31 protein-coding genes and 1 pseudogene are annotated in these 26,636 nt (G+C 72.1%); 13 read left to right on the top strand and 19 right to left on the bottom strand.

The genetic code is table 11. The features are described from left to right. Positions 1-162 (top strand): annotated as a pseudogene (gene eno, locus PSH25_RS13405) (phosphopyruvate hydratase); the annotation flags it as partial. On the opposite strand, the gene PSH25_RS13400 reads toward eno, so the two are convergent. Genes PSH25_RS13400 through PSH25_RS13390 form a run of 3 tightly spaced genes read right to left on the bottom strand, consistent with a single transcriptional unit; the run spans position 144 to position 2,037 of the window. Further along, positions 144-584 (bottom strand): arsenate reductase ArsC, encoded by a 441-nt coding sequence (locus PSH25_RS13400; protein WP_238659411.1) that lies wholly within the window; start codon positions 582-584, stop codon positions 144-146. The pseudogene eno and the gene PSH25_RS13400 overlap by 19 nt on opposite strands. A 17-nt stretch (positions 585-601) precedes the next feature. Beyond that, on the bottom strand, positions 602-1,693 hold the full coding sequence (gene arsB, locus PSH25_RS13395) for an ACR3 family arsenite efflux transporter (protein ID WP_238659410.1): 1,092 nt from the start codon (positions 1,691-1,693) through the stop codon (positions 602-604). Then, positions 1,690-2,037 (bottom strand): ArsR/SmtB family transcription factor, encoded by a 348-nt coding sequence (locus tag PSH25_RS13390; protein ID WP_238659409.1) that lies wholly within the window; start codon positions 2,035-2,037, stop codon positions 1,690-1,692. Before PSH25_RS13390 ends, arsB begins: the two co-directional genes overlap by 4 nt. A gap of 95 nt (positions 2,038-2,132) precedes the next feature. Between PSH25_RS13390 and PSH25_RS13385 the strand changes: the two genes are divergently transcribed. Next, positions 2,133-2,630, top strand: a complete 498-nt coding sequence (locus PSH25_RS13385; RefSeq protein ID WP_238659408.1) for a GNAT family N-acetyltransferase — start codon at positions 2,133-2,135, stop codon at positions 2,628-2,630. Between the two features lie 45 nt (positions 2,631-2,675). Continuing rightward, positions 2,676-4,070 carry an FAD-dependent oxidoreductase gene (locus tag PSH25_RS13380; RefSeq protein ID WP_238659407.1) on the top strand — a complete coding sequence of 465 codons (1,395 nt, stop codon included), beginning with the start codon at positions 2,676-2,678 and terminating at the stop codon, positions 4,068-4,070. Between the two features lie 25 nt (positions 4,071-4,095). Here PSH25_RS13380 and PSH25_RS13375 read toward each other — a convergent pair whose 3' ends face one another. The 5 genes from PSH25_RS13375 to PSH25_RS13355 all read right to left on the bottom strand — a co-directional run bounded on the left by PSH25_RS13375 (position 4,096) and on the right by PSH25_RS13355 (position 8,061). Beyond that, positions 4,096-4,449 (bottom strand): TraR/DksA family transcriptional regulator, encoded by a 354-nt coding sequence (locus PSH25_RS13375; RefSeq protein ID WP_238659406.1) that lies wholly within the window; start codon positions 4,447-4,449, stop codon positions 4,096-4,098. A 23-nt stretch (positions 4,450-4,472) separates the two neighbouring features. Then, positions 4,473-5,684 (bottom strand): ferritin-like domain-containing protein, encoded by a 1,212-nt coding sequence (locus tag PSH25_RS13370; protein WP_238659405.1) that lies wholly within the window; start codon positions 5,682-5,684, stop codon positions 4,473-4,475. Continuing rightward, complete coding sequence (locus tag PSH25_RS13365) at positions 5,681-6,526, bottom strand: phosphate/phosphite/phosphonate ABC transporter substrate-binding protein (protein WP_238659404.1); 846 nt, start codon at positions 6,524-6,526, stop codon at positions 5,681-5,683. The genes PSH25_RS13370 and PSH25_RS13365 overlap by 4 nt, the downstream gene beginning before the upstream one ends. Beyond that, a complete protein-coding gene (locus PSH25_RS13360; RefSeq protein ID WP_238659403.1) occupies positions 6,526-7,695 on the bottom strand; it encodes an acyl-CoA dehydrogenase family protein in 1,170 nt (389 codons plus the stop codon). Before PSH25_RS13360 ends, PSH25_RS13365 begins: the two co-directional genes overlap by 1 nt. 78 nt (positions 7,696-7,773) lie before the next feature. Then, complete coding sequence (locus PSH25_RS13355) at positions 7,774-8,061, bottom strand: hypothetical protein (protein WP_238659402.1); 288 nt, start codon at positions 8,059-8,061, stop codon at positions 7,774-7,776. 34 nt (positions 8,062-8,095) lie between these two features. Between PSH25_RS13355 and PSH25_RS13350 the strand changes: the two genes are divergently transcribed. Together PSH25_RS13350 and PSH25_RS13345 are read left to right on the top strand one after the other, a co-directional pair. Next, positions 8,096-8,785 (top strand): TetR/AcrR family transcriptional regulator, encoded by a 690-nt coding sequence (locus PSH25_RS13350; RefSeq protein ID WP_238659401.1) that lies wholly within the window; start codon positions 8,096-8,098, stop codon positions 8,783-8,785. Positions 8,786-8,903: 118 nt separating this feature from the next. Then, complete coding sequence (locus PSH25_RS13345; protein ID WP_238659400.1) at positions 8,904-9,263, top strand: hypothetical protein; 360 nt, start codon at positions 8,904-8,906, stop codon at positions 9,261-9,263. Between the two features lie 33 nt (positions 9,264-9,296). Here PSH25_RS13345 and PSH25_RS13340 read toward each other — a convergent pair whose 3' ends face one another. Further along, positions 9,297-9,758: a GNAT family N-acetyltransferase gene (locus PSH25_RS13340; protein ID WP_238659399.1), complete on the bottom strand. Its 462-nt coding sequence runs from the start codon at positions 9,756-9,758 to the stop codon at positions 9,297-9,299. Between the two features lie 176 nt (positions 9,759-9,934). Then, positions 9,935-10,792 (bottom strand): SDR family oxidoreductase, encoded by an 858-nt coding sequence (locus PSH25_RS13335; protein ID WP_238659398.1) that lies wholly within the window; start codon positions 10,790-10,792, stop codon positions 9,935-9,937. A 96-nt stretch (positions 10,793-10,888) separates the two neighbouring features. On the opposite strand from PSH25_RS13335, the gene PSH25_RS13330 reads away from it, so the two are divergent. Continuing rightward, a complete protein-coding gene (locus PSH25_RS13330) occupies positions 10,889-11,284 on the top strand; it encodes a winged helix-turn-helix transcriptional regulator (RefSeq protein ID WP_238659412.1) in 396 nt (131 codons plus the stop codon). An 18-nt stretch (positions 11,285-11,302) separates the two neighbouring features. On the opposite strand, the gene PSH25_RS13325 is transcribed toward PSH25_RS13330, so the two are convergent. Beyond that, a complete protein-coding gene (locus PSH25_RS13325; RefSeq protein WP_238659397.1) occupies positions 11,303-12,265 on the bottom strand; it encodes a helix-turn-helix transcriptional regulator in 963 nt (320 codons plus the stop codon). A gap of 424 nt (positions 12,266-12,689) precedes the next feature. On the opposite strand from PSH25_RS13325, the gene PSH25_RS13320 reads away from it, so the two are divergent. Further along, on the top strand, positions 12,690-13,352 hold the full coding sequence (locus tag PSH25_RS13320; protein WP_238659396.1) for a hypothetical protein: 663 nt from the start codon (positions 12,690-12,692) through the stop codon (positions 13,350-13,352). 174 nt (positions 13,353-13,526) lie between these two features. Next, positions 13,527-15,038 carry a CehA/McbA family metallohydrolase domain-containing protein gene (locus PSH25_RS13315; protein WP_238659395.1) on the top strand — a complete coding sequence of 504 codons (1,512 nt, stop codon included), beginning with the start codon at positions 13,527-13,529 and terminating at the stop codon, positions 15,036-15,038. Between the two features lie 94 nt (positions 15,039-15,132). Here PSH25_RS13315 and PSH25_RS13310 read toward each other — a convergent pair whose 3' ends face one another. Continuing rightward, positions 15,133-15,729 (bottom strand): MarR family winged helix-turn-helix transcriptional regulator, encoded by a 597-nt coding sequence (locus tag PSH25_RS13310; RefSeq protein WP_238659394.1) that lies wholly within the window; start codon positions 15,727-15,729, stop codon positions 15,133-15,135. Between the two features lie 114 nt (positions 15,730-15,843). On the opposite strand from PSH25_RS13310, the gene PSH25_RS13305 reads away from it, so the two are divergent. The 3 genes from PSH25_RS13305 (at position 15,844) to PSH25_RS13295 (ending at position 19,356) form a co-directional block, all read left to right on the top strand. After that, a complete protein-coding gene (locus tag PSH25_RS13305) occupies positions 15,844-17,445 on the top strand; it encodes an LLM class flavin-dependent oxidoreductase (RefSeq protein ID WP_238659393.1) in 1,602 nt (533 codons plus the stop codon). A gap of 67 nt (positions 17,446-17,512) precedes the next feature. Next, positions 17,513-18,109: an ArsR/SmtB family transcription factor gene (locus PSH25_RS13300; protein WP_238659392.1), complete on the top strand. Its 597-nt coding sequence runs from the start codon at positions 17,513-17,515 to the stop codon at positions 18,107-18,109. Beyond that, entirely contained in the window at positions 18,106-19,356 is a 1,251-nt protein-coding gene (locus tag PSH25_RS13295) for an MFS transporter (protein WP_238659391.1), read from the top strand. The genes PSH25_RS13300 and PSH25_RS13295 overlap by 4 nt, the downstream gene beginning before the upstream one ends. A gap of 50 nt (positions 19,357-19,406) precedes the next feature. Here the strand turns inward: PSH25_RS13295 and PSH25_RS13290 are convergent, their stop codons facing one another. The 5 genes from PSH25_RS13290 to PSH25_RS13270 form a co-directional block, all read right to left on the bottom strand. Continuing rightward, complete coding sequence (locus PSH25_RS13290) at positions 19,407-20,102, bottom strand: alpha/beta fold hydrolase (protein ID WP_238659390.1); 696 nt, start codon at positions 20,100-20,102, stop codon at positions 19,407-19,409. Between the two features lie 39 nt (positions 20,103-20,141). Further along, complete coding sequence (locus tag PSH25_RS13285) at positions 20,142-20,522, bottom strand: VOC family protein (protein WP_238659389.1); 381 nt, start codon at positions 20,520-20,522, stop codon at positions 20,142-20,144. Positions 20,523-20,584: 62 nt separating this feature from the next. Beyond that, the gene (locus PSH25_RS13280) at positions 20,585-21,184 is read right to left on the bottom strand and encodes a DUF4291 domain-containing protein (RefSeq protein ID WP_238659388.1); all 600 of its coding nucleotides are present in this window, start codon (positions 21,182-21,184) and stop codon (positions 20,585-20,587) included. A gap of 99 nt (positions 21,185-21,283) precedes the next feature. Then, entirely contained in the window at positions 21,284-22,321 is a 1,038-nt protein-coding gene (locus PSH25_RS13275) for an SMP-30/gluconolactonase/LRE family protein (protein ID WP_238659387.1), read from the bottom strand. A 153-nt stretch (positions 22,322-22,474) separates the two neighbouring features. Further along, positions 22,475-22,897, bottom strand: a complete 423-nt coding sequence (locus tag PSH25_RS13270) for an MmcQ/YjbR family DNA-binding protein (protein WP_238659386.1) — start codon at positions 22,895-22,897, stop codon at positions 22,475-22,477. A gap of 154 nt (positions 22,898-23,051) precedes the next feature. On the opposite strand from PSH25_RS13270, the gene PSH25_RS13265 reads away from it, so the two are divergent. Beyond that, positions 23,052-24,854, top strand: a complete 1,803-nt coding sequence (locus PSH25_RS13265; RefSeq protein ID WP_238659385.1) for an acyl-CoA dehydrogenase — start codon at positions 23,052-23,054, stop codon at positions 24,852-24,854. 15 nt (positions 24,855-24,869) lie between these two features. Here PSH25_RS13265 and PSH25_RS13260 read toward each other — a convergent pair whose 3' ends face one another. Then, complete coding sequence (locus PSH25_RS13260) at positions 24,870-25,046, bottom strand: hypothetical protein (protein ID WP_238659384.1); 177 nt, start codon at positions 25,044-25,046, stop codon at positions 24,870-24,872. A gap of 96 nt (positions 25,047-25,142) precedes the next feature. Next, positions 25,143-25,862, bottom strand: a complete 720-nt coding sequence (locus tag PSH25_RS13255) for a polyamine aminopropyltransferase (RefSeq protein ID WP_238659383.1) — start codon at positions 25,860-25,862, stop codon at positions 25,143-25,145. Between the two features lie 129 nt (positions 25,863-25,991). Here PSH25_RS13255 and eccB point away from each other — a divergent pair. After that, positions 25,992-26,636: type VII secretion protein EccB (gene eccB / locus PSH25_RS13250; RefSeq protein WP_238659382.1), on the top strand; the 645-nt coding region annotated here is incomplete at its 3' end.

Below are 26,636 nucleotides of genomic sequence, written 5' to 3'. Positions count from 1 at the left end.
GAGACCGAGGACACCACCATCGCCGACCTGGCTGTGGGCGTCGGCTGTGGTCAGATCAAGACCGGCTCGCTGTCGCGCTCCGACCGCACGGCCAAGTACAACCAGCTCATCCGGATCGAGGAGGAGCTCGGCGAGCGCGCCAGTTACGCCGGAGGCCGCTGAGGGGTGTGCCCCGGTCGGGTGGCGAGGTTCAGCTCGGTGAGGAGCTTCTCCACCCGGCCCCGGATCTCGTCACGGATCGGGCGGACGGCGTCGACGCCCTTGCCGGCCGGGTCGTCGAGCTTCCAGTCCTCGTAGCGCTTGCCGGGGAAGACCGGGCAGGTGTCGCCGCAGCCCATGGTCACGATGACGTCGGAGGACTCGGCTGTCGCGTACTCCAGCAGTTTGGGGGTCTGGTCGGTGATGTCGATGCCGACCTCGCGCATGGCCTGCACGGCCGCGGGGTTGATCGTCTCGGCCGGCGCGGAGCCGGCCGAGCGGACCTCGATGGTGTCGCCGGCGAGGTGGCGTAGCCAACCGGCGGCCATCTGGGAACGGCCGGCGTTGTGGACGCAGACGAACAGGACGCTGGGCGTGTCGCTCATGTCGGGTTGCCTTCCGGTTACGCGGTCGCGGTGTGCGTGGGGGTGAAGAAGCGGCGGCGCGTCCACAGGGAGACGTAGACGAGCCCGACCAGGACGGGCACCTCGATCAACGGGCCGACGACCCCGGCGAGGGCCTGACCGGAGGCGACGCCGAAGGTGCCGATCGCGACGGCGATGGCGAGTTCGAAGTTGTTGCCGGCGGCGGTGAAGGCGAGGGTGGTGGTGCGTTCGTAGCCGAGACCGATGGCCCGGCCGAGGGCGTAGGAGCCGGCCCACATGAGCGCGAAGTACGCCAGCAGGGGCAGGGCGATGCGGACGACGTCCAGGGGTCGGCTGGTGATGGCGTCTCCCTGGAGGGCGAACAGGATCACGATCGTGAACAGCAGCCCGTAGAGGGCGGCCGGGCCGATGCGGGGCAGGAGGCGTGCCTCGTACCAGGCGCGGCCCTTGGCGCGCTCGCCGAGCCGGCGGGTGAGGTACCCGGCGAGCAGCGGGATGCCGAGGAAGATGAGCACGTTGCGGGCGATGTCCCAGGCGGAGATCGTCAGCTCGGCGCCGGACAGCCCCAGCCACTGGGGAAGCACCGAGAGGTAGAACCAGCCGAGCAGGCCGAAGGCGACGACCTGGAAGACCGAGTTGAGCGCGACCAGGACGGCGGCGGCCTCCCGGTCGCCGCAGGCGAGGTCGTTCCAGATGATGACCATGGCGATGCAGCGGGCCAGGCCGACGATGATCAGGCCGGTGCGGTAGGCGGGTTGGTCGGCCAGGAAGACCCAGGCCAGGGCGAACATCACCGCCGGGCCGACGAGCCAGTTGAGGACCAGCGAGGAGACCAGCAGCCGGCGGTCGCCGGTGACGGTGTCGAGCCGGTCGTAGCGGACCTTCGCCAACACCGGGTACATCATGATCAGCAGGCCGACCGCGATCGGCAGCGAGATCCCGCCGATCTGCACCGCGTCCAGTGCGCTGTTCAGGCCGGGGATCAGCCGACCGAGGAGCAGGCCGACGGCCATCGCCAGCCCGATCCAGACGGGGAGGAACTGGTCGAGTCGGGAGAGGCGGCCGACGACGGCGCTCTCGGCCGGATCATCCCGGAGGGTCGTGCTCATGTCGCCGGCGCCACGGTGAGCAGTGCGGCGAGCTGGCGCAGGATGGCCGGCCGGGCGCGGTAGTAGACCCAGGTGCCCCGGCGCTCGGCGTCGACCAGCCCAGCCTCGCGCAGCGTCCTGAGGTGGTGCGAGATGGTCGGGCCGGTCAGGTCGAACGCGGGGGTCAGGTCGCAGACGCAGATCTCCCCGGTCTCGGCGGAGGCGATCATCGACATCAGCTGCAGCCGCACCGGGTCGCCGAGAGCCTTGAACGCGGGCGCGAGCACCGCGGCGGCCTCGGCCGGTACGCGTCGCTCGGCCAGCGGGGGACAGCAGACCCCATCCTGTGCTGCTTGATTCGACATTCCTCTAGGTTGACACTTCTCTAATCAGTGTGCAACCGTCTGATTCGATGGACGCCAAGACAGTCGCCTGATTTCTTCCGAAAGGGAACCCGCCAATGGCCGACATCACCGTGCGCCCCATGGCCGCCGCCGACGCCGACCGGGTCCTGGCGATCTACCAGACCGGTCTGGACGCCGGCAACGCCAGCTTCGAGGTCACCGCGCCGACCTGGACCGCGTTCGACGCCGCACGCCTCAGCGCGCACCGCTTCGTGGCCGTCGACCACCACGGGGCGGTCCTCGGCTGGATCGCCGTCTCGCCAACGTCCACCCGCGCGGTCTACGCCGGTGTGGTCGAACACTCCGTCTACGTGGACCCGGCCGCCCAGGGTCGTGGCATCGCCCGACTGCTGCTGGACGCGCTGATCACCTCCGCCGAGGCCGCCGGCATCTGGACCATCCAGTCCGGAGTCTTTCCGGAGAACACCGCCAGCCTCACCCTGCACCAGCGGGCCGGTTTCCGGGTCATCGGCGTACGCGAGCGGGTCGGTCGCCACCACGACCGCTGGCGCGACGTCGTCCTGCTGGAACGGCGCAGCCCCACCATCAACTGACCAACCGCGGCCCGCCAGGCGGGCCACCACACCGAGGAGCAACGGATGAACGCACTGGACGACCTGCCCATCGTCGTGATCGGCGCCGGCCCGACCGGTCTCGCCGCCGCCGCGCACCTGCACGAGCGCGGGCTGCCCTTCACCGTCCTCGAAGCAGGCGACACCCCGGGTGCCGCCGTACGCCGGTGGGGGCACGTGCGCGTGTTCTCGCCGTGGCGTTACAACATCGACCCGGCCGCGCGTCGGCTCCTCGACGAGGCCGGTTGGGTCGCCCCCGACCCGGCGGCGCTGCCCACCGGCGCGGAGTTGGTCGACGACTACCTCCGGCCCCTCGCGCAGCTGCCGCAGCTCAAGCCGCACGTGCGGTACGGGGCACGCGTCGAGGCGATCAGTCGGCTCGGCCTCGACCGGCTGCGTACCGCCGGGCGCGACACCACACCGTTCCTGCTCCGCCTCGCCGACGGCGACGAACTGGTCGCCCGCGCCGTCGTTGACGCCTCCGGCACCTGGAGCACGCCGAACGTCCTCGGCGCGTCCGGTCTGCCCGCGCGAGGGGAGGCCGACGCGGCGGCGTACCTGGAGCACGCGCTGCCGGACGTGCTCGGTGCCGACCGGGGCCGGTTCGTCGGCCGGCACACCCTCGTGGTCGGCGCCGGCCACTCGGCCGCGAACACACTGCTGTCCCTGGCGGAGCTGTCCGCCGTCGAGCCCGGCACCGAGGTGACCTGGGCCATCCGGACCGCCGCGCCGACGCGTACCTACGGCGGCGGGGACGCCGACGCCCTCCCGGCCCGGGGCGCGCTCGGCGCGCGGCTACGTGCGCACGTCGACGCCGGACGGATCCGGCTGCTCACCGGGTTCTCCGTGCAGGCGCTCACCCCGACGGACGGCCGGGTGGGCGTGGTCGTCCGGCACGCCGACGGCAGCGCCGAGTCGATCACCGTCGACCGTGTCGTCGCGGCCACCGGCTTCCGCCCCGACCACACCATCGCCGCCGAGCTGCGCCTCGACCTCGACCCGGTGCTGGGCGCCACCCGTGCCCTGGCCCCGCTGATCGACCCCAACGAGCACTCCTGCGGCACCGTGCCCCCGCACGGTGTGGACGCACTCGCCCACCCGGAGCAGGGCTACTACGCCGTCGGCATGAAGTCCTACGGCCGGGCCCCGACGTTCCTCATGGCCACCGGCTACGAGCAGGTCCGCTCCGTGGTCGCGGCCCTGGCCGGCGACTGGGCCGCCGCCCGTGACGTCCAGCTCGACCTGCCCGAGACCGGCGTGTGCAACAGCAACCCCGCCGACTCGGCGGGCGGCGACGACTGCTGCGGGCCGGAACCGACGGGGCGTGGGCTGTCCACCGGCATCTCCGGAGGGCTGCGGTCCGCGCCGATCAGTCTCGTCGCCCTCGACGCGGCGCCCGCACGGGGTTGTTGCGCCAGCTGATCACCGCCTCGGCCGGCGGTCACCGTCACCGTCGGCTGGCGCAGGCCACGCAGGTACGCGCGGACGGGCGGGCGACGAGCCGCTCGGCGGGAATCGGACGGGAGCAGCGTTCGCACACGCCGTAGCTGCCGTCGTCGACCCGTTTCAGCGCGACGTCCAGCTCGGCCAGGCGTCGGCGGGTGGCGTCCAGGACGGCGGTGAGCTGCGCGCGTTCGAAGGCGATCGTGCTGCCCTCGGGGTCGTGTTCGTCATCGGCGTTGGACGACCGGGACGCCTCGAAGAGGCTCCGCAGGTCGCCCTCCAGGTCGGTGGCCTGAGCCTCGGTCTGCTCGCGTAGCCGCAACAGTGCCTCGCGGACCGCGCTGGAGTTGCTGGTCATGGCCGCTCCACGGTACCGCGCGCCTACATGAAGTTACGGGTGTGCAGGGCGGAGAGCGCCGCCGCCTCGTCGGCCCGGAAGCCCAGGCGGACGAGTCGGCGCTGACGCCCCTGGTCCATCGCGTGTTGCAGGGCCCGCACCCGGCCGAAGCCGGCGGACACGTCGTCCGGATGCCAACCACCCGCCGCGAGCACCACCAGCGCGTCGAAGACGTCCGCGTTGAGCCCCGCGGTGTCGACAAGCGCGTCGTGGCGGCGGTGGATGGCCGCCCGTAGTCGGTCCCGCAGCAGCGGATCCAGCTGTGCCTGGTGCTCCAGGTGTGCCATGCCGAAAACCACGTGCCGGCGCTCGTCCTGCATGGCGAGCCAACAGATTCGGCGCGTCACCGGGTCCGGGGCGTTCTCGTGCAGGAACGAGAGCAGATCCACGAAGCTGCCCTCGCCGAGCACGGAGAGCAGGAACGACGCCAATGCGAAGTCCGACTCCGCGACGAGCGTGAACAGCGACTGTCGACCGCCGGCGGATGACGTTCCCAGCTCGGCGCCCCGCAGCAGCGCCCGCCGGCTGAAGACCTCCATGTGCCGGGCCTCGTCGGCCATCTGTATGGCGAGAAGCTGCACCACCTCCCGGAAGTGCGGGTGGATGCGCCCCACGAACCGGGCCGGCACGACGAGGGCGGCCTGTTCGTTCTCGACCAGATAGGTCATCACCTGCACCACTGCGGCCTCGACGTCGCTCGGCAGCGCGAACGGGTCGTCCCACGGCACCGCGGCCTGCGGGTCCCACTGTCGGGCGGCGGCCTGCGCGTACAGGTGGGGGGCGATGTCGGCCCAGACCAGGTCGCGGTCGTCCAGGTCGAACCGGGCCTCCGGACCACCGGCTTCGAGGAGCGCGCCCCGGGCGCCGAGCCCCCACCGCGCCGGTGGACGGCTACTGAGCGCCGACGGCAGGGCCGGCCCGGCCCGCTCCGCGCCGAACCAGCGGTCGTCATCCGCCGACCCCCGGACCACCACCGCCGCCGGGTCGGTCCGGTCGCCCCGATCCGGCCATTCGACGCGATGGCCACGGCCACGACACCAGGCGGGCAGGTGTACGCGCAGCGCCGGGTCGCGGCCGGAGACCGCCAACCGGCCGCCGGGGGGCAGCCCGGCCAGGGCGCGCTGCACGAGCAGGTGCGCGCCCCGGCCGAAACCCAGGTCACCCAGGTCGACCTCGGCGACCGGTGTCGCGCTCACGGCCGGTAGTCCGTGGCCGTCACCCGCCCGTCAGGGGAGTAGAAGCCGCTGGCGTCGACCGCGTCCGCGAGGGCGTCGTAGCCCGTGGTGCGGCCCTCCCGCCAGGCCGTCAGCCCCTCCAGGTCGAGCAGGGGACGCACCAGCTGATCGGCGTACGACATGCCGAGCAGCAGCGTGCCGAAGAGCCGGACCCCGTCGGACTCCGGCGCGCGGACCGTCATGTTGCAGTGGTCGTAGCGTGCGGTCTGCGCCACGATCCGGGTGCCCTCGGGCGGTAACGTGCCCTCCTGGACGAACGCCAGATGGTTGGCGTCGATCATGCAGGCGGCGTCGACCTCCCCGGCCACCAGAGCGCGGGCCGCGTCCCGCTCGCCGCCGATGTGGTCGCCGTGCAGACCGACGCCCACGTCGAAGCGGCGTACGTCGACAGTGACCCCGGCCGCCGCGAGGTGCCCCAGCGGAATCAGCGTCGCCTGTGGACTGTCGATCGCCCCGACGGCGACCACCCGTCCGGCGAGGTCGGCGAGCTGGCGCACCGGCGAGCCGGCGCGAACCACCACGACCGAGGTGAGGTCCTGGTCGGTGTCGCGCATGGTGAGCGCGCGTACGGTCGTGCCATTGGCGACCGCCAGCCGCTCGGCCCGCAGCCAGGCCAGGGGAGAGTTCCAGGCCGCGTCGATCCGCCCGGCGACCAGATCCTCGACCTGTCGTTCGTAGTGCGAGTAGAGGACGAAGTCAAAGTCGAGGCCCCGCCCGCGCAGCCAGGCGCGGAAGCCCTCCCAGATGGTCACCACCTTCGGGTCGTACGCGACCGCGCCCAGCAGAACGGTTGGCGTGGGCATCAGCGGTTGGCCTCGTCGAGCAGCGGCAGCCCGGTGGCGACCCGACCGACGAAGTCGTGCAGCGCGTCGGTCGTCGGTGCCATCACCCGGGCCGCGCGGGCGTCCCGGAAACGGCGCTCAAGGCCCAGCTCCTTGCGGAAGGCGCTGCCGCCGCAGAGCTGCATTGCGCCGTCGGTCACGTCGGCGACGGTCTCGCCGGCGAGCGCCTTGACCTGGAGCACCCGCAGCGTCGCGTCGTCGCGGCCGGTCTCCAACGCGGTGAGCGTGTCGCCCAGGAAGGCGCGCAGCGCGTCGGTGCGGATCATCAGGCGGGCGAGGTCGCGTCGGGTGACGGGCGCGTCGCGCAGGGCGGCGCCGGTGTGCGCGAGCGTGGTCCTGGTGAGGTGTCGGCCGGCCTCGGCCACCGCGCTGTCGGCGAGACCGAGGCAGAAGGCGGCGTTGAGCACCAGGAACCAGGGCAGGACCGCGCCGAGCGCGGTGTCGAGCCCGGCGCCGTCGGCCGCCATTCTCGCCGCCGACGGAACCCGGAGCCCGTCGGCGGTCATCGGGCGAGAGCCGTTGCCGCGCAGCCCCAGCCCGTCGAAGTCGCCGGTCACGCTCAGGCCCGCGCTCTCGGCCGGCACCAGCCACAGCGTCATCGGGCCGGCGTCGCGGGTCAGCGGAAGGCTCGACCAGACGTAGCTGTTGGCCTCGCCGGCCGAGGTGACCCAGCTCTTACGGGCGTCGAGGCGGACCGTGTCGTCGTCGGCGGCCGTCGCGGTGCCGGTCGGCGACCAGAAGTGGCTGCGCGAGCCGTACTCGGAGAAGGCCAAGGTGGTGAGGTGACCGCCGGTGGCGATGGCCGCGCGGACGTCGCGCGGGCCGTGCGCCTCGACGACGGCGGTCGCCGCGTAGTGCATGAGCACCACCATCGCGGTGGACCCGCACTCGGCGGCCAGCCGCTCGATGACCTCGGCGACGGCCCGCATGCCGTGGCCGCCGCCACCGACCTCGACCGAGGAGGCCAGGCCGAGCAGGCCGGCCGCGGCGAGAGCGTCGATGCTCGGACGGGGGAAGGCCCCATCCCGGTCGACGATCGGCGCCTGCGGGCGGATCACCTCGTCGATCACCGTGCCGAGCGTGTCCGTGGGATCGGTGGTGGTCTGGGCATTGTCGACACTGGTCGTCATGCTCGGTGCCCCTTCAGGGAGGCCGATGGGACCGCCGTCGACACTATCCGAACCCGAGGACGCAGCGCGAGCGTCGGATTACCGTCCGGCGCGGGCGTTGTCCCGGTGAGGTCGGCCGTGCCCGTCCTCCCGGTCGATGCGCAGCTCACGTTCCAGCTCGGTGATGACCGCCCGCAGGTCGTCCAGCCGTTGGGTGAGCGCGATCCACGGTGAGATCGCCATGCCCTGCTCGATGAGGTCCGGCAGCGTCTCCAGCGACAACAGCACGAACAACGTCAGCAGGGACCGGCCGATGTCGCCGTACTCCTCCGGACACCGGTGACTCGTTCGCTGGGTGCCGGGGAGCTCCTTGCGGCGCTGACACAAATAGCGAACGACGTTTGCGGTTTACAGTAGATCAGTGAGTGACACATCCGCGAGCGGCGGGCCTGAGCGGCAGCCGATCTGGAGCAGGCCCGAACGCGGCAGCCGTGGCCCCGCTCCGGCGCACAGCCGGGACGGCATCGTCGTGGCCGCCATCGCCCTGGCCGACACCGAGGGCCTGGCCGCGGTGTCGATGCGCGCCGTGGCCGCCGCGCTCGGCACCGGCGCCGGTTCTCTCTACCGCTACCTGTCGTCCCGCGACGACCTGCTGGACCTGATGACCGACCGGGCCGTGGCGGAGCTGCGCCCGTACCCGCAGGTCGAGGGCGACTGGCTGGAGACGATGGTGCTGTTGGGTCGCCGGCAGTTGGCGCTGTTCGGCGCCCACCCGTGGCTGCTCGACGTGATCCATCGGCCCTCCGGCATCGGCCCCGAGAGCGTGGCCTGGTTCGACAACTGCATCCGGATCCTGGAACCTGTGCGCTGCCCCGTGCCCGCCAAGTTCGAGGCCATCGCGATGATGACCGGAGTGGTGAGCCTCTTCGCCCGCCGTGAGTCCGCCGCCGGGGCGTTCAGCTTCGCCGGGGTGGACCTCGCGGCGTACCCGCACCTCGTCGCGGCGTTCCGTCAGCCCGCCGGGCCGGCGCCCCGGGCGGACCTCGTCGAGCGGACCCTGCGCAGTCTGCTGACCGGCCTGCTGCTGGCGGAGTCGACCGAGGCGGGCTGAGCGCCTCGGCGTACCGGTGGTGTCCGCCGTTCCTCCGCCCACCTCGACGTCCGCTGGACTAGGTTCTCGATGGTGAGCGGGACGAGGCGACCCCGCGCCAGCTGCGGAGAGGTGCGCGATGTCCGACCCTGATCTTGCTGACCTGCGCCAACGGGCCAAGGATGGTGACCGGGATGCGGTCGACCAACTCGTCGAGCTCGCGGGGGAGCGGGGTGACCTGGCCGAGCTGCGGCAGCTGGCCGAGGACGGCAACGCCGACGCGGCGGCCCAACTGGTGGAGCTTGCCACCGAACTCGGCGATACGAACGAGCTGCGGCGTCTCGCCGACCGGGGCGACCGGGACGCCGCTGACCAGCTCGTCGAGTTGGCCGCGGAGCGGGCGGACGTCGGGGAACTTCGCCGGCTCGCCGACGGCGGGAACCGGGACGCGGCCGACGTCCTGGCCGACCTCACTGAGGAGCAGGACGAGGCGGAGTAGTCGGCCGGGGCGCGGGAGCGTCCGCACCGGGTGTCAGGTCGCGGTGGTGAGGTATCGGCGGTATCCCACAGCGGACTGGGCGAAGCCGACGGACGCGTAGAACTGGTGGGCTTCGGTGCGCGCGGCGTTCGACACCAGTTGGACCTTGTAGCAACCGGCCGCCGTCGCGTCGTCCAGCGCCGCCGCCATGAGGGCCCGGGCGACCCCACGACGACGCCATCCGGGTGCGACCACCACGTTCTCCACCACCATGTACGGTCGCGCGCCGTGGGTGAGGTTCGGGGCGACGAGGGTGTCCAGGGTGCCCACGAAGGTGTCCCCGGCGACGGCCACCAGGAGGCGGCGACCAGCCTGGGCGTGCAGGTCGCGCCAGGCGGTGGCCAACCGGTCGGCGTCCGGCCGTGCGTCGTCGGGAGCGAGCTGCCACAGCACGTCGAAGACCCGCTCGGGGTCGTCCTGCGCTACGGCGGCGCGGACGACGAAGTCGCCGCTCACCGGGCCGACGCCAGAGTGCCCAGGTCGAACCGCGCGGGGTGCCGACGTGGAGGCCCGGTGGGCCGGGAGAGCTGGTCGTCGACGTGCCTCACCATGCCGTCGAGGATACGGGTCCAGCTTCACGCCTCGCGGGCGGCGGCCCGGGCCGCCGCCGCCCGCTTCGGCGATGACCCTGGTCAGGCCCGTGCGGCCCGGATGGCGTCGCGCAGCGGGGTGCTCGGCCGGCCGAGCAGCCGGCTGAGGTCGTCGCTGTCGGTCGCCAGCTCGCCCTTGGCGATCGAGTGGTCGAGCGCGGCCACGAAACCGGCGGTGCCCACGTCCAGGCCGACGTTCTCCAGGGCCGAGGCCAGCTCGGCGGCGGACATGTCCTGGTGGACGACGGTGGTGCCGGTCACCTCGGTGACGGCCTCGGCCAGCTCGTCGAAGGTGAACGCGGTGCCGCCCAGTTCGTAGACGGCGTTGCCGTCCTCCTCGCGGGTCAGGGCCGCCACGGCGGCCCCCGCGTAGTCGGCCCGGGTCGCGGCGGAGATCGTGCTGCCGCCGGTGGCGCCGAGGATCGTGCCGGACCCCAGGTACTGCGGGAGCTGGTCGGTGTAGTTCTCGGTGTACCAGCTGTTGCGCAGCACGGTGTAGGTCAGACCGGACGCGGCGAGGACCTCCTCGGTGGCCTTGTGCTCCGGGGCGAGCGGGTTCGCGGTGGTGTCGGCCTTCAGGATGCTGGTGTAGACGAGACGCTCGACACCGGCGAGCTTGGCGGCGTCGATGACGGCGGTGTGCTGCGCGACGCGCTGACCGGGAGCGTCGCCGGAGATGAGCAGCAGGCGGCGTACGCCGGCCACCGCGCCGGGCAGCGTCGACGGGTCGTCGTAGTTGGCCTTGCGGATCTCGACCCCGCGCGCGGCCAGGTCGGCGGCCTTCTCCGGGCTGCGGACGACGGCGGCGATCTCGGCGGCGGGTACGCCGCTGTCGAGCAGTTGCTCGATCACCAGGCGGCCGAGTCGGCCGGTGGCGCCGGTGACGGCATAGGTGGGCATGGGAACCTCCGGAGGATAGGGGCAGATCAGTAAGCACTTACGAATCTACAGCACTAACGGATGAGCAGTATGGGATAGGCTGGTGAGGTGAGCGACATGCCGGCCCAGGATCCGGCGGGGCCTACCCAGGAATTCGTCAGCGATGTCTTCGCCCGGGGGTGCACCTCCCGTGCGGCCTTCGAGGACGTCACCTCGAAGTGGGCCTCGCTGGCGCTGTTGGCGCTCGGCGAGGGTCGCTACCGGTTCAATGCGCTGCGGCGCCGCATCGACGGGGTCAGCGAGCGGATGCTCTCCCAGACCCTGCAGACCCTCGAACGCGACGGAATGCTCACCCGCGAGGTGCTCACCGCGATTCCACCGCGGGTCGAATACTCGCTGACCCCCCTCGGCGCCCGGGTCGCCGAGCAACTGCGGGGCCTCGCCGATCTGCTGGAGGCCTCGGTGCCCGAGGTGCAGACCGCCCGCGACAGCCACGAGCGCGACCGGGGCTAGTTGGCGTCCTGGGCGGTCTCAGGTGTTCAACGTCTCGCGCGGCGGCACACCGTAGCTGGCGTGGTATCGCGCGGTGAACCTGCTGTGGCTGGCGAACCCCCACCGACTGGCGATCGCCGACACCGTCTCCTGGCGCGGGTCGGCGCGTACCAGGTCGTGGTGTGCCCGGACGAGCCGGATCCGACGCAGGTAGGCCATGGGGGTGGTGCCGAGGTGACGGCGGAAGGCGAGTTGCACCGCCCGGAGGGAGACGCCGGCGGCGCCGGCGATGTCGGCCGCGCTGATGTCCCGTTCGGCGTGCTCCTCCAGAAACGCGATGGCCCGTCGCAGCGTGGCGGTGGTGGCGTCGTTCCGGTCCGCGGCGGTCGGTTCGGTGAACGCGGTGTTGGGAAAGACCGCGAGCGCCGCAGCGGCCAGCATCCGGGCGGCGTTGCCGATCACCAGCGACTGCGCCCCGGCGGCCGGGCTGTCCAACACGACGTCGCGGACGAAGCTGGTGGTGTTGCGCCACTGCCGGGCGAGGGCCGTACCGGCGGCACCCAGCTCGGTGAACTCGATTCGACCGGGCCGGCGGGCCGGCGCGGTGGTGGCCACCTGCGCCAGCACCGACAGGTCCAGTACGCAGAGCTCGACCTCGCCGGGGTGCCAGCGGACGGTGCACGGCTCCTCCGGCCTGGTGACCAGGAAGACCTCGCCGGGACCGAACCGGTGACTCGATCCGGCACAGGAGCGATCGACGTGCGCGGTGCGGGAGCGACCGATGACCAGCCCGCCGAGGGTGCTGGCATCGATCTCGAGGTGCCCGGTCTGGCGGGTGGTCGCGATGGCGAAGGGCCCGGTGTCGACCCGGTGGTGGGTGAGCCGGTATCCGTTCCTGCTCTGAATGCGCAGCTTCGGGTCGTACGTGGCGGACAGGAATTCCTGGATGGCCGCCGGGTCACGGCTGTCGAACTGGTGTGTCTGCACTGGCGATGACGTCATCCGCTGTCTCCGTCCGGTGAAGGTGCCGCCGGGTCGTGGGAACGGGTGCCGACGGCAGGATCGGGACGTGCCGGGGTATTCGGCGGTGACCCGGCACGTCGTTGGCCGGCGGTGGGGTGAAAGTGGAACGTCGCGAGCGGGACGGCAGCGACCGGTTACGGGCGTCGGATCTGCCCCGACCATTCAGTGACTCGGGGACGCAATATCTGTAGATGGGAATGTCACCATACGACAATCACCGACGTGTCGTCCGGTGAATCACTGCGATGTGTCGGCAGCTCGACTTCGTTTTCCGGCTAACGCGCCGAATGGTTCTGCGTCCGCTGTCCTAGCCACCCTCCCGACCGACAGCGAAATCTTGTTCATGATTCGTCGGAGGGCGACGGGGTCGCCGCCGGGCGACCGGCCCACGGAGGGGGAAACGTTGGACAGTACCGATCCTGACCGCGTCGTTCGGCTGGCCGTGGCCGAGGCACTGGCCCGGGTGGCGGACGAGGACAGCCTGGGCCTGGGCGAGGGGGACGCGCTGGAGAGGCTCGGTGGTGGGCTGCGGGAGGTGCTGCGCCGCGCACTCGACGACCGGGTCCCGCTGACCACGCCGGACTTCGTCGACCTATGCCGCGACCTGGGCCTGCACCGGGACGCCTTCGACCTGCTGGGGCACTACCTGATGACCGCGTTGCTGGCTCAGCACGTCGGGCCGGACGTCCTGATCCGCGTCGGGGTGCTCTTCGGCACCGTCGGCCGCTACCTGCCCGGTGCCCGTCCGGTGGCCCACCGCAACGAGGGCCCCGTGGCACGGCGACGCGACGTGCGCTCGGACAACAGCGTCGTCGGTCGGTACCGCCGTGCCAAGCTGCCGGAGCACCTCCCCAACCCGCCGAGCTGGACCTGCACCGGATGCGGCCGCGAGTGGCCCTGCGCCACCAAGCAGAGCCAACTACTCGCCGAGTTCGGTGGGGCGCGCGCCTCCCTCGCGGTCTATCTCGGGTCCTGCCTCGTCGCCGCCGCCCAGGACCTGCCCACGCTGCCGCTGCCTGGGGTCCGGCTCCGATTCCTGGGCTGGCTGCCGCGCGCCCGGATCTGACCCGACTGGGCACTGTGTGGTCGCGGGATGACCCGCTGCTGCCCGCCCGGCACTCCCGGCCGGCCGGAGCAGGGTATTCATCGGGAGCACCCGCTGCGTACGGCGGGCGTTCACCGCCCTCTCCGAGGCTCCTTGATCGAAAGAGCATTCGCTTGATCGAGGAGAGGCTCTCAGGTGAGAGACAAGCATCCCGAAGAGACCGAGCACGCGCAGCTGTCCCGGCGCAAGCTGGTCAAGTACGCGGGCGTCGGCGCGACACTGGCCGCGGCCAGCCCACTGGTCGGCGCCGGAGCGGCGTGGGCCGACGAGGACCGCCGGCCGGGTGACGACGACACGACCGACCGGGGTAACTCCAGGAACCGGGCGTGGCGTGCGGGCGACCACCACATCCACTCCGAGTACAGCGGCGAGTTCGACACCACCAAGTCCCCGATCGTCTTCCACAAGGGCGCGGACGCGGTCTACCCGATCGTCACCAACGCCATCATGGCGAAGAACTTCGGTCTGACCTGGGCGATGTGCACCGACCACGGTGGACCGACCCACTCGAAGGTGAACATCGAGCAGGCGTACCCCGACCTGCTGCGGTCCCGCAAGCTGGTCCCCGAGGTGCTCCAGTTCTGGGGCATGGAGTTCGACGCGCCCTCGCTGGACCACCACACGCTGATGATCCCGCGCCACGACGACGAGGCGAAGCAGCTCTTCGAGTTGGAGAGCCGGTTCGCCAAGTACGACGCGTTCCCCACCGACCCGGCCCGCGACACCGAGGCCAAGATGGTGGAGTTCCTCAAGGTCGCCCGGGGCATGCCGCACAAGCCGCTGGTGATCGCCCACCACACGTCCCGCTCGGCGCCCGGTCTCGGCGTCTACGGTCAGGACACCCCGCGCGAGTTCCGCAACGGCAACAACGCCGCGCCGGACGTCTACATCGGCTTCGAGGGCGCGCCGGGCCACCAGGCCGGCCCGCTCAACGGTGGCAAGCGGGGCGGGTACGGCAACCACCCCACCTACGGCGGCTTCGACCAGATGACCGCTCGGGTCGGCGGCCTGTGGGACTCGCTGCTCGGCGAGGGTCGCCGCTGGTGGATCACCGCGACCTCGGACTCGCACGTGCACTGGACCCGCGGTGGCTCCGACTTCTGGCCGGGCGAGTACAGCAAGACGTACGTGCACGCCCGCCAGGACTACGGCGACATCATGGACGGTCTGCGCAACGGCCGGATCTGGGTCACCACCGGTGACCTGATCCGCAGCCTCGACGTCACCGCCACGTCGCAGGGCAGGACCGCCGAGGTGGGCGAGACGATCACGGTGAGCCGTCGTAGCCGTACCGATGTCGAGATCGAGATCACCTTCCGCCCGCTGGGTGGGGTGAACGCGAACGGCGACCGGCCCGAGGTCCGCCGGGTCGACCTGATCGTCGGCCAGATTACCGGCCCGAGCGCCAGCCTGGACGCCGACACCAACCCCACCACGAAGGTGGCGGCCCGGTTCGGCCCGCGGGACTGGCGTCGGCAGGGCGAAAGCTACGTCATCCGGCACACCCTGCGCAACGTCGAGGCGGACACCTACGCGCGGGTGCGTGGCACCAGCACCGACGAGGCCGAGCCGCTCGCCGACGGGCTGGAGAGCCCGTGGGACGACCTGTGGTTCTACTCGAACCCGGTGTTCGTGCACGTGCGCTGACCGGGCGCGGCAGCGACATCGCGGGCCCGTCCGGCACCGTTCGACAGAGGACGTCGAGTGGTGCGGGGCGGGCCCGCACCGCGGTATCCCCGGGTCAGTCGGGCCTGCGGCGACGGGCTCGGGGAGTGGCGGTTCGACCGCTGCGCACCGCCGCGGCGCCGGTCCGGCGCGCAGCGGGTGCCACCGGGTCGGCCTGCGCCTGCGTCACCACCTCGCAGAGGTCGCGCAGCGGGTCCACCGCCTGGGCCGAACAGGCGACCTTCTGCAGCAGTGACCGCACCGTCGCCGACTCGGTCGGTGTGAGCGCCCCCAACAGGTGCGACTCGACCTGCCGCAGTGCCAGCCGCCGTTGCTCCCAGGCGGCACGGCCGGCGTCGGTGACCTCGACCAGCCGGTTGCGCCGGTCGGCCGGGTCCGCACGCCGGGTAACGAAGCCGGGCCGCTCCAGGTCGTCGATCAGGTACGTGAGGACGGTGCGGTCGATGCCGGTCTCCTCGGCGATCGCGCCCTGGTTTCGGGCCGGCCCGTTGATCGCAGCGGTGAGCAGTTGGTAGCCGCGCGGGCCACCGGGGAATTCGGTGAGCGCGTGCTCGGCCGCCCGGACGTAGCCGCGGAAGACGATCCCGAGCATCCAGCCCAGGTCGTCGTCGAGCGGATCGGGCCGGTCCGGCCGGTGAGGGGCACCCGTCATCCCCCGACAATACCGCAGTGAGCCAGACCTTGTTGGCAGAAGATGTTCTGTGTGGCATAAGGTTAACGTCACGACGCATCGCCCGAGGCGTCGGGGGAATCGGGAGGCTCGCAGATGAGCGACTACGGCCACGACCTGGTCTTCGGATCCTTCGTCACGCCCAGCGCCGGCAATCCGGATCGCACGGTCGGCGTCGCCGTCCTGGCCGAGCAGGTCGGGCTGGACCTGGTCACCTTCCAGGATCACCCGTACCAGCCGGCGTTCCTCGACACCTGGACGCTGCTGAGCTTCGTGGCGGCCCGCACCAGCCGGGTGCACCTGGCGGCGAACGTGACGAACCTGCCACTGCGCCCGCCGGCGGTGCTCGCCCGCAGTGTGGCCAGCCTGGACCTGCTCAGTGGTGGCCGGGCCAGCCTCGGCCTCGGCGCGGGGGCGTTCTGGGACGCCATCGAGGCCATGGGCGGCCGGCGGCTGACCCCCGGCCAGGGCGTACGAGCGCTGGAGGAGGCCATCGAGGTCGTCCGTCAGCTCTGGGACGTCGAGACGCGCGGCGGCGTGCGCGTCGACGGCGAGTTCTACCGGGTGGTGGGCGCCAAGCGGGGGCCCGCTCCCGCCCACCCGGTGCCGATCTGGCTGGGCGCGTACAAGCCCCGGATGCTCCAGCTCACCGGTCGTCGGGCCGACGGCTGGCTGCCCACGCTGGGCTACCTTCAGCCCGGCGACCTGACCAAGGGCAACGCGATCATCGACGACGCCGCGCAGCAGGCCGGCCGGTCCCCGCAGGACGTGCGTCGGCTGCTCAACATCTCCGGGCAGTTCTCGGCCGCCGGTCACGGCCCGTTGAACGGGCCCGCCGAGCAGTGGGCCGAGGAGTTGGCCGAGCTGGCGCTGGGGGAGGGCGTCGGCACCTTCATCCTCGGCAGCGACGACCCCGACGACCTGCGCCGGTTCGCCGGTGAGGTGGCCCCCGCCGTCCGCGAGCTGGTCGCGGCCGAACGTGACCGGGGCGCGGCTCCGGAGCGCACGCCGGCCCAGTCGGCCCAGTCGGCCCAGGAACGTACGCCGGAGCCGGTCGCTGCGCCGCCGGCCCGGGCGAGCCGCGCCACCGCGACCGGCGGCGCGTTCGCCGTGGTGCCGACCCCCGACGACGGCGTACGGCGAAGCGGGCAGCAGGTGTGGGACGAGTCGACCCGGCCGACCGGGCCCGCACCCGACGCGGAGCGCACGTACACCCCGCAGGAGCAGGCCACCGGCGCGCACCTCGTGCAGATCCACGACGGTCTGCGGGCCGAGCTGGCCCAGATCCACGACCTTATCGAGCAGGTGGCGGCCGGCGAGATCGACGCGGGCGCGGCCCGGTCCCACATCAACACGATGACCATGCGGCAGAACCGGTGGACGCTCGGCGTCTACTGCGAGTCGTACTGCCGCATCGTCACCACCCACCACACCATCGAGGACCAGTCGTTCTTCCCCCGGTTGCGGGCGCGGGACCCCCGACTCGGCCCGGTTGTCGACCGGCTGGAGCAGGAGCACCACGCCATCCACGACGTGCTGGAGGGTGTCGACCGGGCCCTGGTCGCGTACGTCGGGTCTCCGGACGGCCTCGCCGAGCTGCGGGCCGCGGTGGACCTGCTGACCGACGCGCTCCTGTCGCACCTCAGCTACGAGGAGCGGGAACTGGTCGAGCCGTTGGCGCGGCTGGGCATCGCCTGATCAGTCCGGCACCGCCGCGGCGGCTCGGGGGTTGCCCCGATCAGATCTGAGAGACTACTCTCGAAACATGTCTCTCAAGAATCCGTACGGGGATTTCGAGATCACCGAGCCGCAGGCGCTACGGGCGCTGGCCCACCCGGTCCGGCTGGCCATCCTCGACCGCCTCCAACGGCACGGCCCGGCCACCGCCACCGGCCTCTCGCCACACGTCGGCGCCACCCCGTCGGTGGTCAGCTGGCACCTGCGGCACCTCGCGACGTTCGGCCTCGTCGTCGACGCGGAGGGCACCGCCAGCAAGCGGGAGCGCTGGTGGCAGGCGGCCGCCCGGGGCTTCCGCTTCGCGTTGCCCGACGATGCCGAGGGGCAGGCCGCCGGCCGTCAGCTCCGCGGCGAGATGTTCGCCCGGGCCGCCGAGGCGCCGCAACAGTGGCTGCTGCACGACGAACCCCGGCTGGACGCGCAGTGGCGCGGGGTGGCCGGTGTGGCCGACACCCGGTTCGTGGCCACCCCCGAGGAGCTGCAACAGCTGGAGGCCGCGATCGAGGAGCTGCTCGCCCCGTACGTGCGGCGCAAGGAGGACGACGCACCGCCGGCCGACGCGCGGATCGTCCGGATGCTGCGCTACCTGCTGCCCGAGCCCGGCGACGACCCGGCCGCGTCGTGACCGCCACCGACACCGCGCCTGCGCCGGCCCTGCACCGCGACCGGCGGTTCCGCACCTTCTGGATCAGCCAGACGATCTCCGACTTCGGCGATCGGATCAGCGAACTGGCCCTACCGCTGATCGCCGTCACCCTGCTCACCGCGACACCCGTGCAGGTCAGCGTCCTCACCGCGTTGATCTGGCTGCCCAACCTGCTGGGCCTGTTCCTGGGCGCCTGGGTCGACCAGCGCACCCACAAGCGCCGACTCCTGATCATCGCGGATCTGGTCCGCGCCGCGGTGCTGCTCAGCCTGCCGGTGGCCTACCTGTTCGAGGCGATCACCCTCACCCAGCTCTACCTGGTGGCACTGCTCACCGGCTTCGGTGCGGTGCTGTTCGCCATGGCGCGTCAGGCGTTCTTCGTCGCCCTGGTGCCGCGATCGGCGTACGTGGACGCGACCAGCAAGCTGAGCATGAGCCGGTCGCTGTCCTTCATCGCCGGCCCGGCCGCCGGCGGTGGGCTGGTCCAGGCGCTCAGCGCGCCGGTCGCGATCGTCGTCGACGCAGTGTCGTTCCTCGGCTCCGCGCTGCTGCTCAGCCGCATCCCGGTGACCGAGTCGCCGCCCCCGCCGCGTCGGACGTCCACTCTGGGCCTGGTCCGCGAAGGGCTCGTGCTGGTGCTGCGGCACCCGGTGCTGCGGGCCGCCCTCGGCTGCACCAGCACGGTCAACTTCTTCACCTTCATCGCCAGCGCGCTGCTGGTGCTCTACGCCAGCCGCGAACTCGACCTGTCGGCCGGCGCGATCGGCATCGCCCTCGGGTTCGGCGCGCTCGGCGGGTTCGCCGGTGCGGCGCTCGCCCCGCGGATCTCGCGCGCCATCGGTCTGGGCCGCACCGCCATGATCGGCGCGGTGGTCTTCCCCGCGCCGCTGGCGCTGACCGCGCTGGTGTCCGGACCGACGTGGACGAAGGTGGCCATGCTGGCGGCCATCGAGCTGGTCTCCAGCGTCGGGGTGATGCTGATGGACGTGAACCTCAACGCCCTCCTCACCGCCGTGACACCCGACGACGCGCGCGGACGCCGGGCCGGTGCCTACAGCGCCGTCAACTACGGCATCCGACCCCTCGGCGCGCTGGTCGGCGGTGCGTTGGGCACCACCATCGGGCTGCGGCCCACCCTGGTCATCGCCGGCCTGGGTGGGGTGCTCGCCGTGCTGTGGCTGCTCGCGTCACCGGTGCGCCACATCCGGACCCTCGACGCGGCCTGAGTGCTGCGGCGGCGCGTGGTCCCAGCCGGCGCGGGGTCAGGCGGCGCGGGTCAGGCGGCCTCGGCCAACAGGATCCGGGCCAGCTCGGCGGGCTGGGAGACCATCGGCCAGTGGCCGGTGGCCATCGTGACCAGTCGCCAGTGGTCGCTGGTCAGCAGTTTGGCCACCGTGTCGTTGGGCTCTGGCCCGTCGAGCAGGCACTTGACGTACGTCGCCGGCAGCTCACCCAGCGGTCGGCTCAACATGGCCGGCTCGGTCAGCGTGGCGCCCGGGTGCGGAGTGGACCCGTCGACCAGGCGCGCGATCTGCTCGTCGGTCAGACCCTGACCGTCGAAGTCGGCCGCGCCGAGCGGAGCCCAGAAGCCGTCGTTGTCGGCGATCTGCGCCTCGAAGGCCGCCTGGCCCTGCCACCAGCCGGAGGCGAACGACCCACCGTCGACCGGCACCTCGGAGTCGACGAAGACCACCCGGGTCAACCGGTCGCCGATCCGTTCGGCGGCCTGCCCCACCGGAATGCCCGAGTAGCTGTGCCCGACCAGCACCACGTCGCGCAGGTCGCGGTGCTCGATCTCGTCGACGATGTCGCGCACGTGGGTCTGCTGGCCGGCGGGCACCTCCCGCCTTTCGGCCAGGCCGGAGAGGGTCAGCGGGTGCGTGCCATGGCCGGCCGCCCGCAGGGGCGGCACGACCTCGTCCCATGCCCACGACCCCAGCCACGCCCCCGCCACCAACACGAATTCAGCCATGGCCGGGAGCCTAACGCCGACCTGCGACACGTCGGCCGGTCACGGCCAGGTGCGGGCCTCGGCCGCGAACACCTCCGGCGGACTCGCCACCGGAAGCACACAGAGCAGGTGGCCACCGGGCGCCCGCAGGATCCGGCACTCCAGCCACTGCGACACCTCGGTGGCACCCAGAGCCAGCAACCGCGCGGTCTCGGCTGGCACGTCGTCGGTCTCGATGTCGAGGTGGAAGCGCGGTGTGTCATCGACCGCCTGGACCGCGGTGACCAGCCCCGGCAACGCCTCGTGCAGGCCGACGAACTGCGGCTCGGAAGGATCGGACCGGGTGCTGACGCCGAGCGCTGCCGACCAGAACTCCGCCGCCCGGGCGGCCTCCGCCTCGGGAGCGTCGATCAGCAGCGCGTACACGCGGCTTCGGTGCATGCCGGCCAGGATATCGAGAATGTGCATGTGGTGCTCGATGCAGGGCCGTTGACCGCGCGGGCTCACCCAGTGGCGTCGAGGTGGGCCGCGATCTGCCTCGGTAGCGGATAGCTTCGTTCGGCCGGCAGGTGGTCCGTGGCCGCCCGCACGTCATGGGCCCGCACCAGTTCCCGTACGCGGTGGACAGTGGGGGTGATGTCCGTGACGCTGACCGTCCAGTCGTCGACGTACCGGGAGACGGCTTCGCCGGACAGTCCGACCTGCAACGACCGGTAGGGCAACGCGCTCAGGTGCAGCGTCCGTTCCGGATCCCACTGCACCCGTACCGGGCTGGCCCTGAGTTGCCGCGACCACGTCGCCCGGTCACCGTGCAGGCCGTGGTCGTAGTGACTCAGACAGGCTCGCGCCAGCGCCCACTCGAAGCCCTCCCGGGTGATGTCGATGGACAGCACGCGCTCCTGCCCGGGCTTGGTGGCCCAACCGCAGCGGTACATCATCCACAGGAACGACGGCTTGATCCAGGTCATCCGGTCACGCTTGAAGGGAGCCACGAAGCGACCGGCGGCCACCGCCGGCAACGCGATCTCCGGTGGGTACGCCTGGTACACGGTGATCGTGTCTTCCGAGTACTGGGCACGGATCTGACGCGCGGGAACGGACACACTGTGATCTTCACCCGTCGGACCGTACCGTCTCCACCGGAATTTCGTACCCAGGCCGGGGCAGACCCGGTGCGAACCGGCGGCTGCCGGACTGGGCACTCAGGCGTGGTCCCGTGCCGACGGCCCGACCTCGACCGGTACCCGGTAGATCTGGACCGGGTAGTCGACGGCCGAGTGCCCGCCGTTGAGCCCGGCGGTCAGGTGCAGTTGGGCCGCCGGCATCCAGAGCCGGGCGTCGGCGTCCAGCCACATCGCGTCCACCCAGGCCAGTCGAGGGTCGGCGACGAGCGTCCGCACGCTGCGGTCGGGTGCGAGGACGAGGACGCGCCGTCGTTCCAGGTCGCTGAGGTAGATCGCGCCGGTGGCGTCGATGGCCGTGCCGCCGGTGCTGGGTGTGTCGCACCACCGTTCGACCCTGCGGGCCATCTCGTCGGCGGACACCGACGGGTCGTCCAGCCAGCGGGTGGCGATCCGGGACATCCCGCCGGAGGCCGGCTGGTAGTAGAGCCAGCGACCGTCCGGCGACACCTCCAACTGGTCGACGTGCAGGCGTACCTCGGCACCGTCCGGGTCACGCAGCGCGCGACCGTCGGCGACCACCGGGCCGCCCGCCGTGCTCGGATGCCCGTCGAGCACCCGTCGCGGCCGACCCGAGTCGAGGTCGAGCACGATGAGGCCGGCCGCTCCGGCGTCGCTGAGGTACGCCATCCGGCCGTTGAATCGGACGTCGTCGACGTAGCTGTCCGGGTGCACCGCCTCGTCGAGGTGGTAGACCCGCTCCACGCGGTCGCCGTCCGGGTCGACCGCGATCAGCCGAGCGCCGCCCGGCACCTGCGCGGCGCCGATCTGCGGCGTACCCGAGTCGACGATCCACAACCGGCCGTCCGGGCCGGCGCGCAACCCGTTGACGTGCACGAACGCCCCGTCCGGTGGCTGGTCAGCGCGGTTCCACGCGGCATCGGGGTACGGGTCACGACGGCCGTCCGGCAGCGCCTCGACCACCTGCACACCGGGCCCATCCGCCGACGGATAGCTCAGGAACACCCGCCCACGCAGGGTGGTCACCCCCGTGCACACCCGGTCCTCCTGGAGCACCGGCGTCAACCGGGGATCCTCCTCGGTGGGCAGCGACGACATCGACCCGCTCCTCACCCGCCCGGCGGCGCCTCGGCTTCAGCCGGTAACCGACGGCTCCGGCCATCCGGCGCGGTATCCCCGGAGCGTGCCGAGCGAAACCGCCGGTCGTCGGACACCGCCGGCGCTCAGTCGGTGGCCGGGCGCCCTCGGCGCTCAGCCGCTCGGCGGTGCCGGGGGGCCGACCTGGGCGGCGAGCCGCTTCGGGGCCATCACGCAGTAGCTCTCGGTGAGCAACTCACTCACCTCCTCCCAGTCGGTGTGCCCGTCCAGGACCATGCCCATCACATTCGGGCTCCAGTCCGGCTTGTAGAAGGGGTGCCCCGTGGCGAGGAGCCCGGCGATCTCGTCGAGTGGCGACCGGAACGTCAGCAGGCAGGCGGGCTCATCGAGTGCGGCGGCCCGTGCGTGGACGGGCTGGCGATTGGGGTCGACGGTGAGCACGTGGGCGATCGTCCGCTTGCGGATCCGCCAGCGGATGCCCACCCAGGCGGGCTCCTCGTAGGTCTCCGGCAGCCCGAGACAGATCGGCCGCAGCCGGTCGAGGACCTCGGGCGGGACATCTCCGGGTGCGGTCACGGGCAACGACGCTAACCGGTCGGTGTGACAAGTTCCGCTCGTCGAACCCCGCCCGGGCCGGTGGTGCGTGCCCTGCCGATCGGCCAGGATGGGCCGGGGCGGCCGTGGGCCGTCGCCCCGGCCCGACCCGCCCCCGTGCCCGCTGAGGAGTGCCGTGCCGTCCACCCTGCTCTCCCGCCGTGACCTCGACTTCCTGCTGCACGAGTGGCTGCGGGTGTCCGAACTCGTCGAGCGCCCCCGCTACGCCGAGCACTCCCGGGAGACCTTCGACGACGCCCTGGATCTCGCCGAGCGGGTGGCCACCGAACAGTTCGCCCCGCACAACCGGGCCGCCGACCTCGCCGAGCCCACCTTCGACGGGCAGCGGGTGCGGCTGATCCCGCAGGTCCGCGCGGCGTTGGACAGCTTCGCCGAGACCGGCCTGCTCACCGCCGGGCTGGACGCCACGGTCGGTGGCCTGCAACTGCCGCACGCGGTCGCGGCGGCCTGCTTCACCTGGTTCCAGGCCGCCAACGTGGCCACCTCGGCATACCCGTTCCTCACCCTGGGCAACGCCAACCTGCTGCTGGCCCACGGCAGCCCGGAGCAGGTGGACACCTACGTCCGGCCCATGCTGGACGGCCGGTTCTTCGGCACCATGTGCCTGTCCGAGCCGCACGCCGGCAGCTCACTTGCCGACATCACCACCCGCGCCGAACCGCAGGCGGACGGCACGTACCGGCTCTTCGGCACCAAGATGTGGATCTCCGGCGGCGACCACGAGTTGGCCGAGAACATCGTCCACCTGGTGCTGGCCCGCATCCCCGGCGCGCCGCCCGGGGTCAAGGGCATCTCGCTGTTCATCGTGCCCAAGGTGCTTGTCGGTCCAGACGGGTCGCTCGGTGAGCGCAACGACGTGGTGTTGGTCGGGCTCAACCACAAGATGGGGTTCCGGGGGACCACCAACACCCTGCTCAGCTTCGGCGACGGCGCACACACCCCGGCCGGCCACGCGGGAGCGGTCGGCCACCTGGTCGGCGCGCCGCACCAGGGGCTGGCGCAGATGTTCCACATGATGAACGAGGCCCGGATCGGAGTCGGGGCAGGTGCCACCGCGCTGGGCTACACCGGCTACCTCAAGAGCCTGGCGTACGCGAAGGAGAGGCCGCAGGGGCGGCCGGTCGGCGCCAAGGACCCGGCCACCGCGCAGGTGCCGATCATCGACCACCCCGACGTACGACGGATGCTGCTGGCGCAGAAGAGCTACGTGGAGGGGGCGCTGGCGCTGGTGCTCTACTGCGCGCGGCTGCTCGACGAGCAGAAGACCGCCCCGGCCGAGGTCGACCGCGAGCGCGCGCACCTGCTGCTGGACGTGCTCACCCCGATCACCAAGAGTTGGCCGTCGCAGTGGTGCCTCACCGCCAACGACCTGGCGATCCAGGTGCTCGGAGGCGCCGGCTACACCCGCGACCACGACGTGGAGCAGCACTACCGGGACAACCGGCTCAACCCGATCCACGAGGGCACCCACGGCATCCAGGCACTGGACCTGCTGGGGCGCAAGATGACCATGCAGGGCGGCGCCGGTCTCGCTCTGCTGACCGCGACGATCGGTGACACGGTCGAGCGGGGTCGCAAGGCCGGGGGAGAGGCGGCCGAGCTGGCGGACCGGCTGGCCGCCGCCGTGGACCGGGTCACCACGGTCACCCGTCGACTGTGGGCCGACGGCGACCCGGTGCTCGCGCTGGCCAACGCCAGCGCCTACCTGGAGGCCGTCGGGCACGTGGTGATCGCCTGGATGTGGTTGGAGCAGGTGCTGGCGCTGCCGCCGGAGGGGGCCGGCGACGCGTTCCACGCCGGCAAGCGGCAGGCCGCACGCTACTTCTTCACCGTCGAGTTGCCCCGGACCGGCCCGCAGTTCGACCTGCTGGAGAGCCGGGATCGGACGACCCTCGACATGCGCCCGGACTGGTTCTGAACGGTCCGCCGTGCGTCACCGTCGGCGCGACTGGTGGGTCATGGCCTGCCGCCCCTTGACGATGCCCAGGATGATCACGATCACCAGCGCGATCAGACCGATGATGATCAACCAGCGAACCGCCTCGAGGATCAACCCGAGCAGAATCAGCACGCCGGCGACCACGCCGACAACCCAGAGCAGTGCACGCATGTCGACCTCCCGTAACCGGCCGCGCCTGGTGCGGCCGGCCCGGCTTCTCGTTCCCCGTCCGGCCGCCACCATGCGCCAGCGGCGTACCGGAGTCGATCAGGGACCGGTACGCGCCACGTAGACGGTGTTGGCCGACTCCCCGCCGGTCAGCGGGTTGGCGAACGGCACGACGTGCGCGCGTACGCCCGCGAACACCTCGCCGAGCGCGTCGGTGAAGTCGGCGTCCGGCGGGTCGTCCGACCAGAGCGCGAAGACGCCCTCGGGGCGCAGCAGGGCGGCCAGGCGACGCAACCCGGCCGGCGGATAGAACGCCGCGTGGCTCGGGTGCAGAACGTTGCGCGGGGAGTGGTCGACGTCGAGCAGCACGGCGTCGAACCGCCGACCCGGCACCTCGCTGTCGAAACCGGTGTCACCGGCCACCGCCGCGAAGAAGTCGGCCTGCACGAAGCGGGTCCGCGGGTCCTCGGCGAGCCCCGCCGCGAACGGCAGCAACCCCCGCCGGTGCCAGTCGATCACGTCCTCGATCGCCTCCACCACGAACAGGGAGCGCACCCGGGGGTCGCCCAGTGCCGCGCAGGCGGTGTAGCCCAGCCCGAGACCGCCGACCACCACGTCGAGCGAGTCACCGGCAACCTCGGCGAGCCCGAGCCGGGCCAGCGCGATCTCCGCGACCGGGAAGAGGCTGGACATCAGGTACTCGTCGTCGAGCTTGACCTCGTACACCTCGACCTGGAGTGCCGGGTCCCGGCGTCGGCGCAGGCTGATCGCGCCGATCGGAGTCTCCCGCCAGGCCAGCTCTTCGAAACGCGCGCCCACGGGTGCCCTCTCGCCGCCGGATTCGTCCACGGATGGTACCGGTTGCCCCGCGACGGGCGGCCACGCAGGGTCCACGGGACATCGACGCAGCGCATATCCTGTGCCCGGCCGATCCACCGGAGGGGACTCATGCCGTCGCGGCAGGACCAGCTGCACTCCTACCAGTTCAGCGTCCAGCGGGCAGTCGCCGCCCTGGTCATGCGGGAGACCGACCCCGCGCAGTCACCATTTCGGCGGCTGGCCGGCGCCGGCCTGGCCAGCGTCCTGGTCGCGGCCATCGGGCTCGGCGGTTTCGCCCTCTACGGCCTGTTCGCCGGCGGTGGCAAGGGGTGGCGCGACCCGGGCGCGGTGATCGTGGAGAAGGAGTCCGGCGCCCGGTTCGTCTACCGCGAGCAGAAGCTGCACCCGGTGCTCAACTACGCCTCGGCGCTGCTCATCGTCGGCGCGGACCGGTCGAAGACCGTGCTGGTGTCCCGACGCACGATCGACGGGGTGCCGCGCGGGCTGCCGTTGGGCATCGCCGACGCACCCGACTCGCTGCCCGCCCCCGGCCGGCTGGCCACCACGCCGTGGACGGTCTGCTCGACGGTCCCGACCGGCGCGGGCGTCGAGGCGCCCCGCTCCGCGCTGCTGATCGGCACCGAGCCCGACGGCGGCCGGCCGCTGGGCGACGACGCGCTGCTGCTGCGCCATCCCGACGGTGGGCTGCACCTGGTCTGGCACCAGCGGCGCTACCTCGTCCGTGATCCCAGCCGGGTGCTGGCGGCGCTCGCC

It is taken from the genome of Micromonospora foliorum (assembly GCF_022229015.1).
In the GTDB taxonomy this organism is placed as follows: Bacteria; Actinomycetota; Actinomycetes; order Mycobacteriales; family Micromonosporaceae; genus Micromonospora; species Micromonospora foliorum.
Note: the sequence above shows the minus strand (reverse complement) of the source record. Positions and strands in the feature narration are given on the sequence as shown.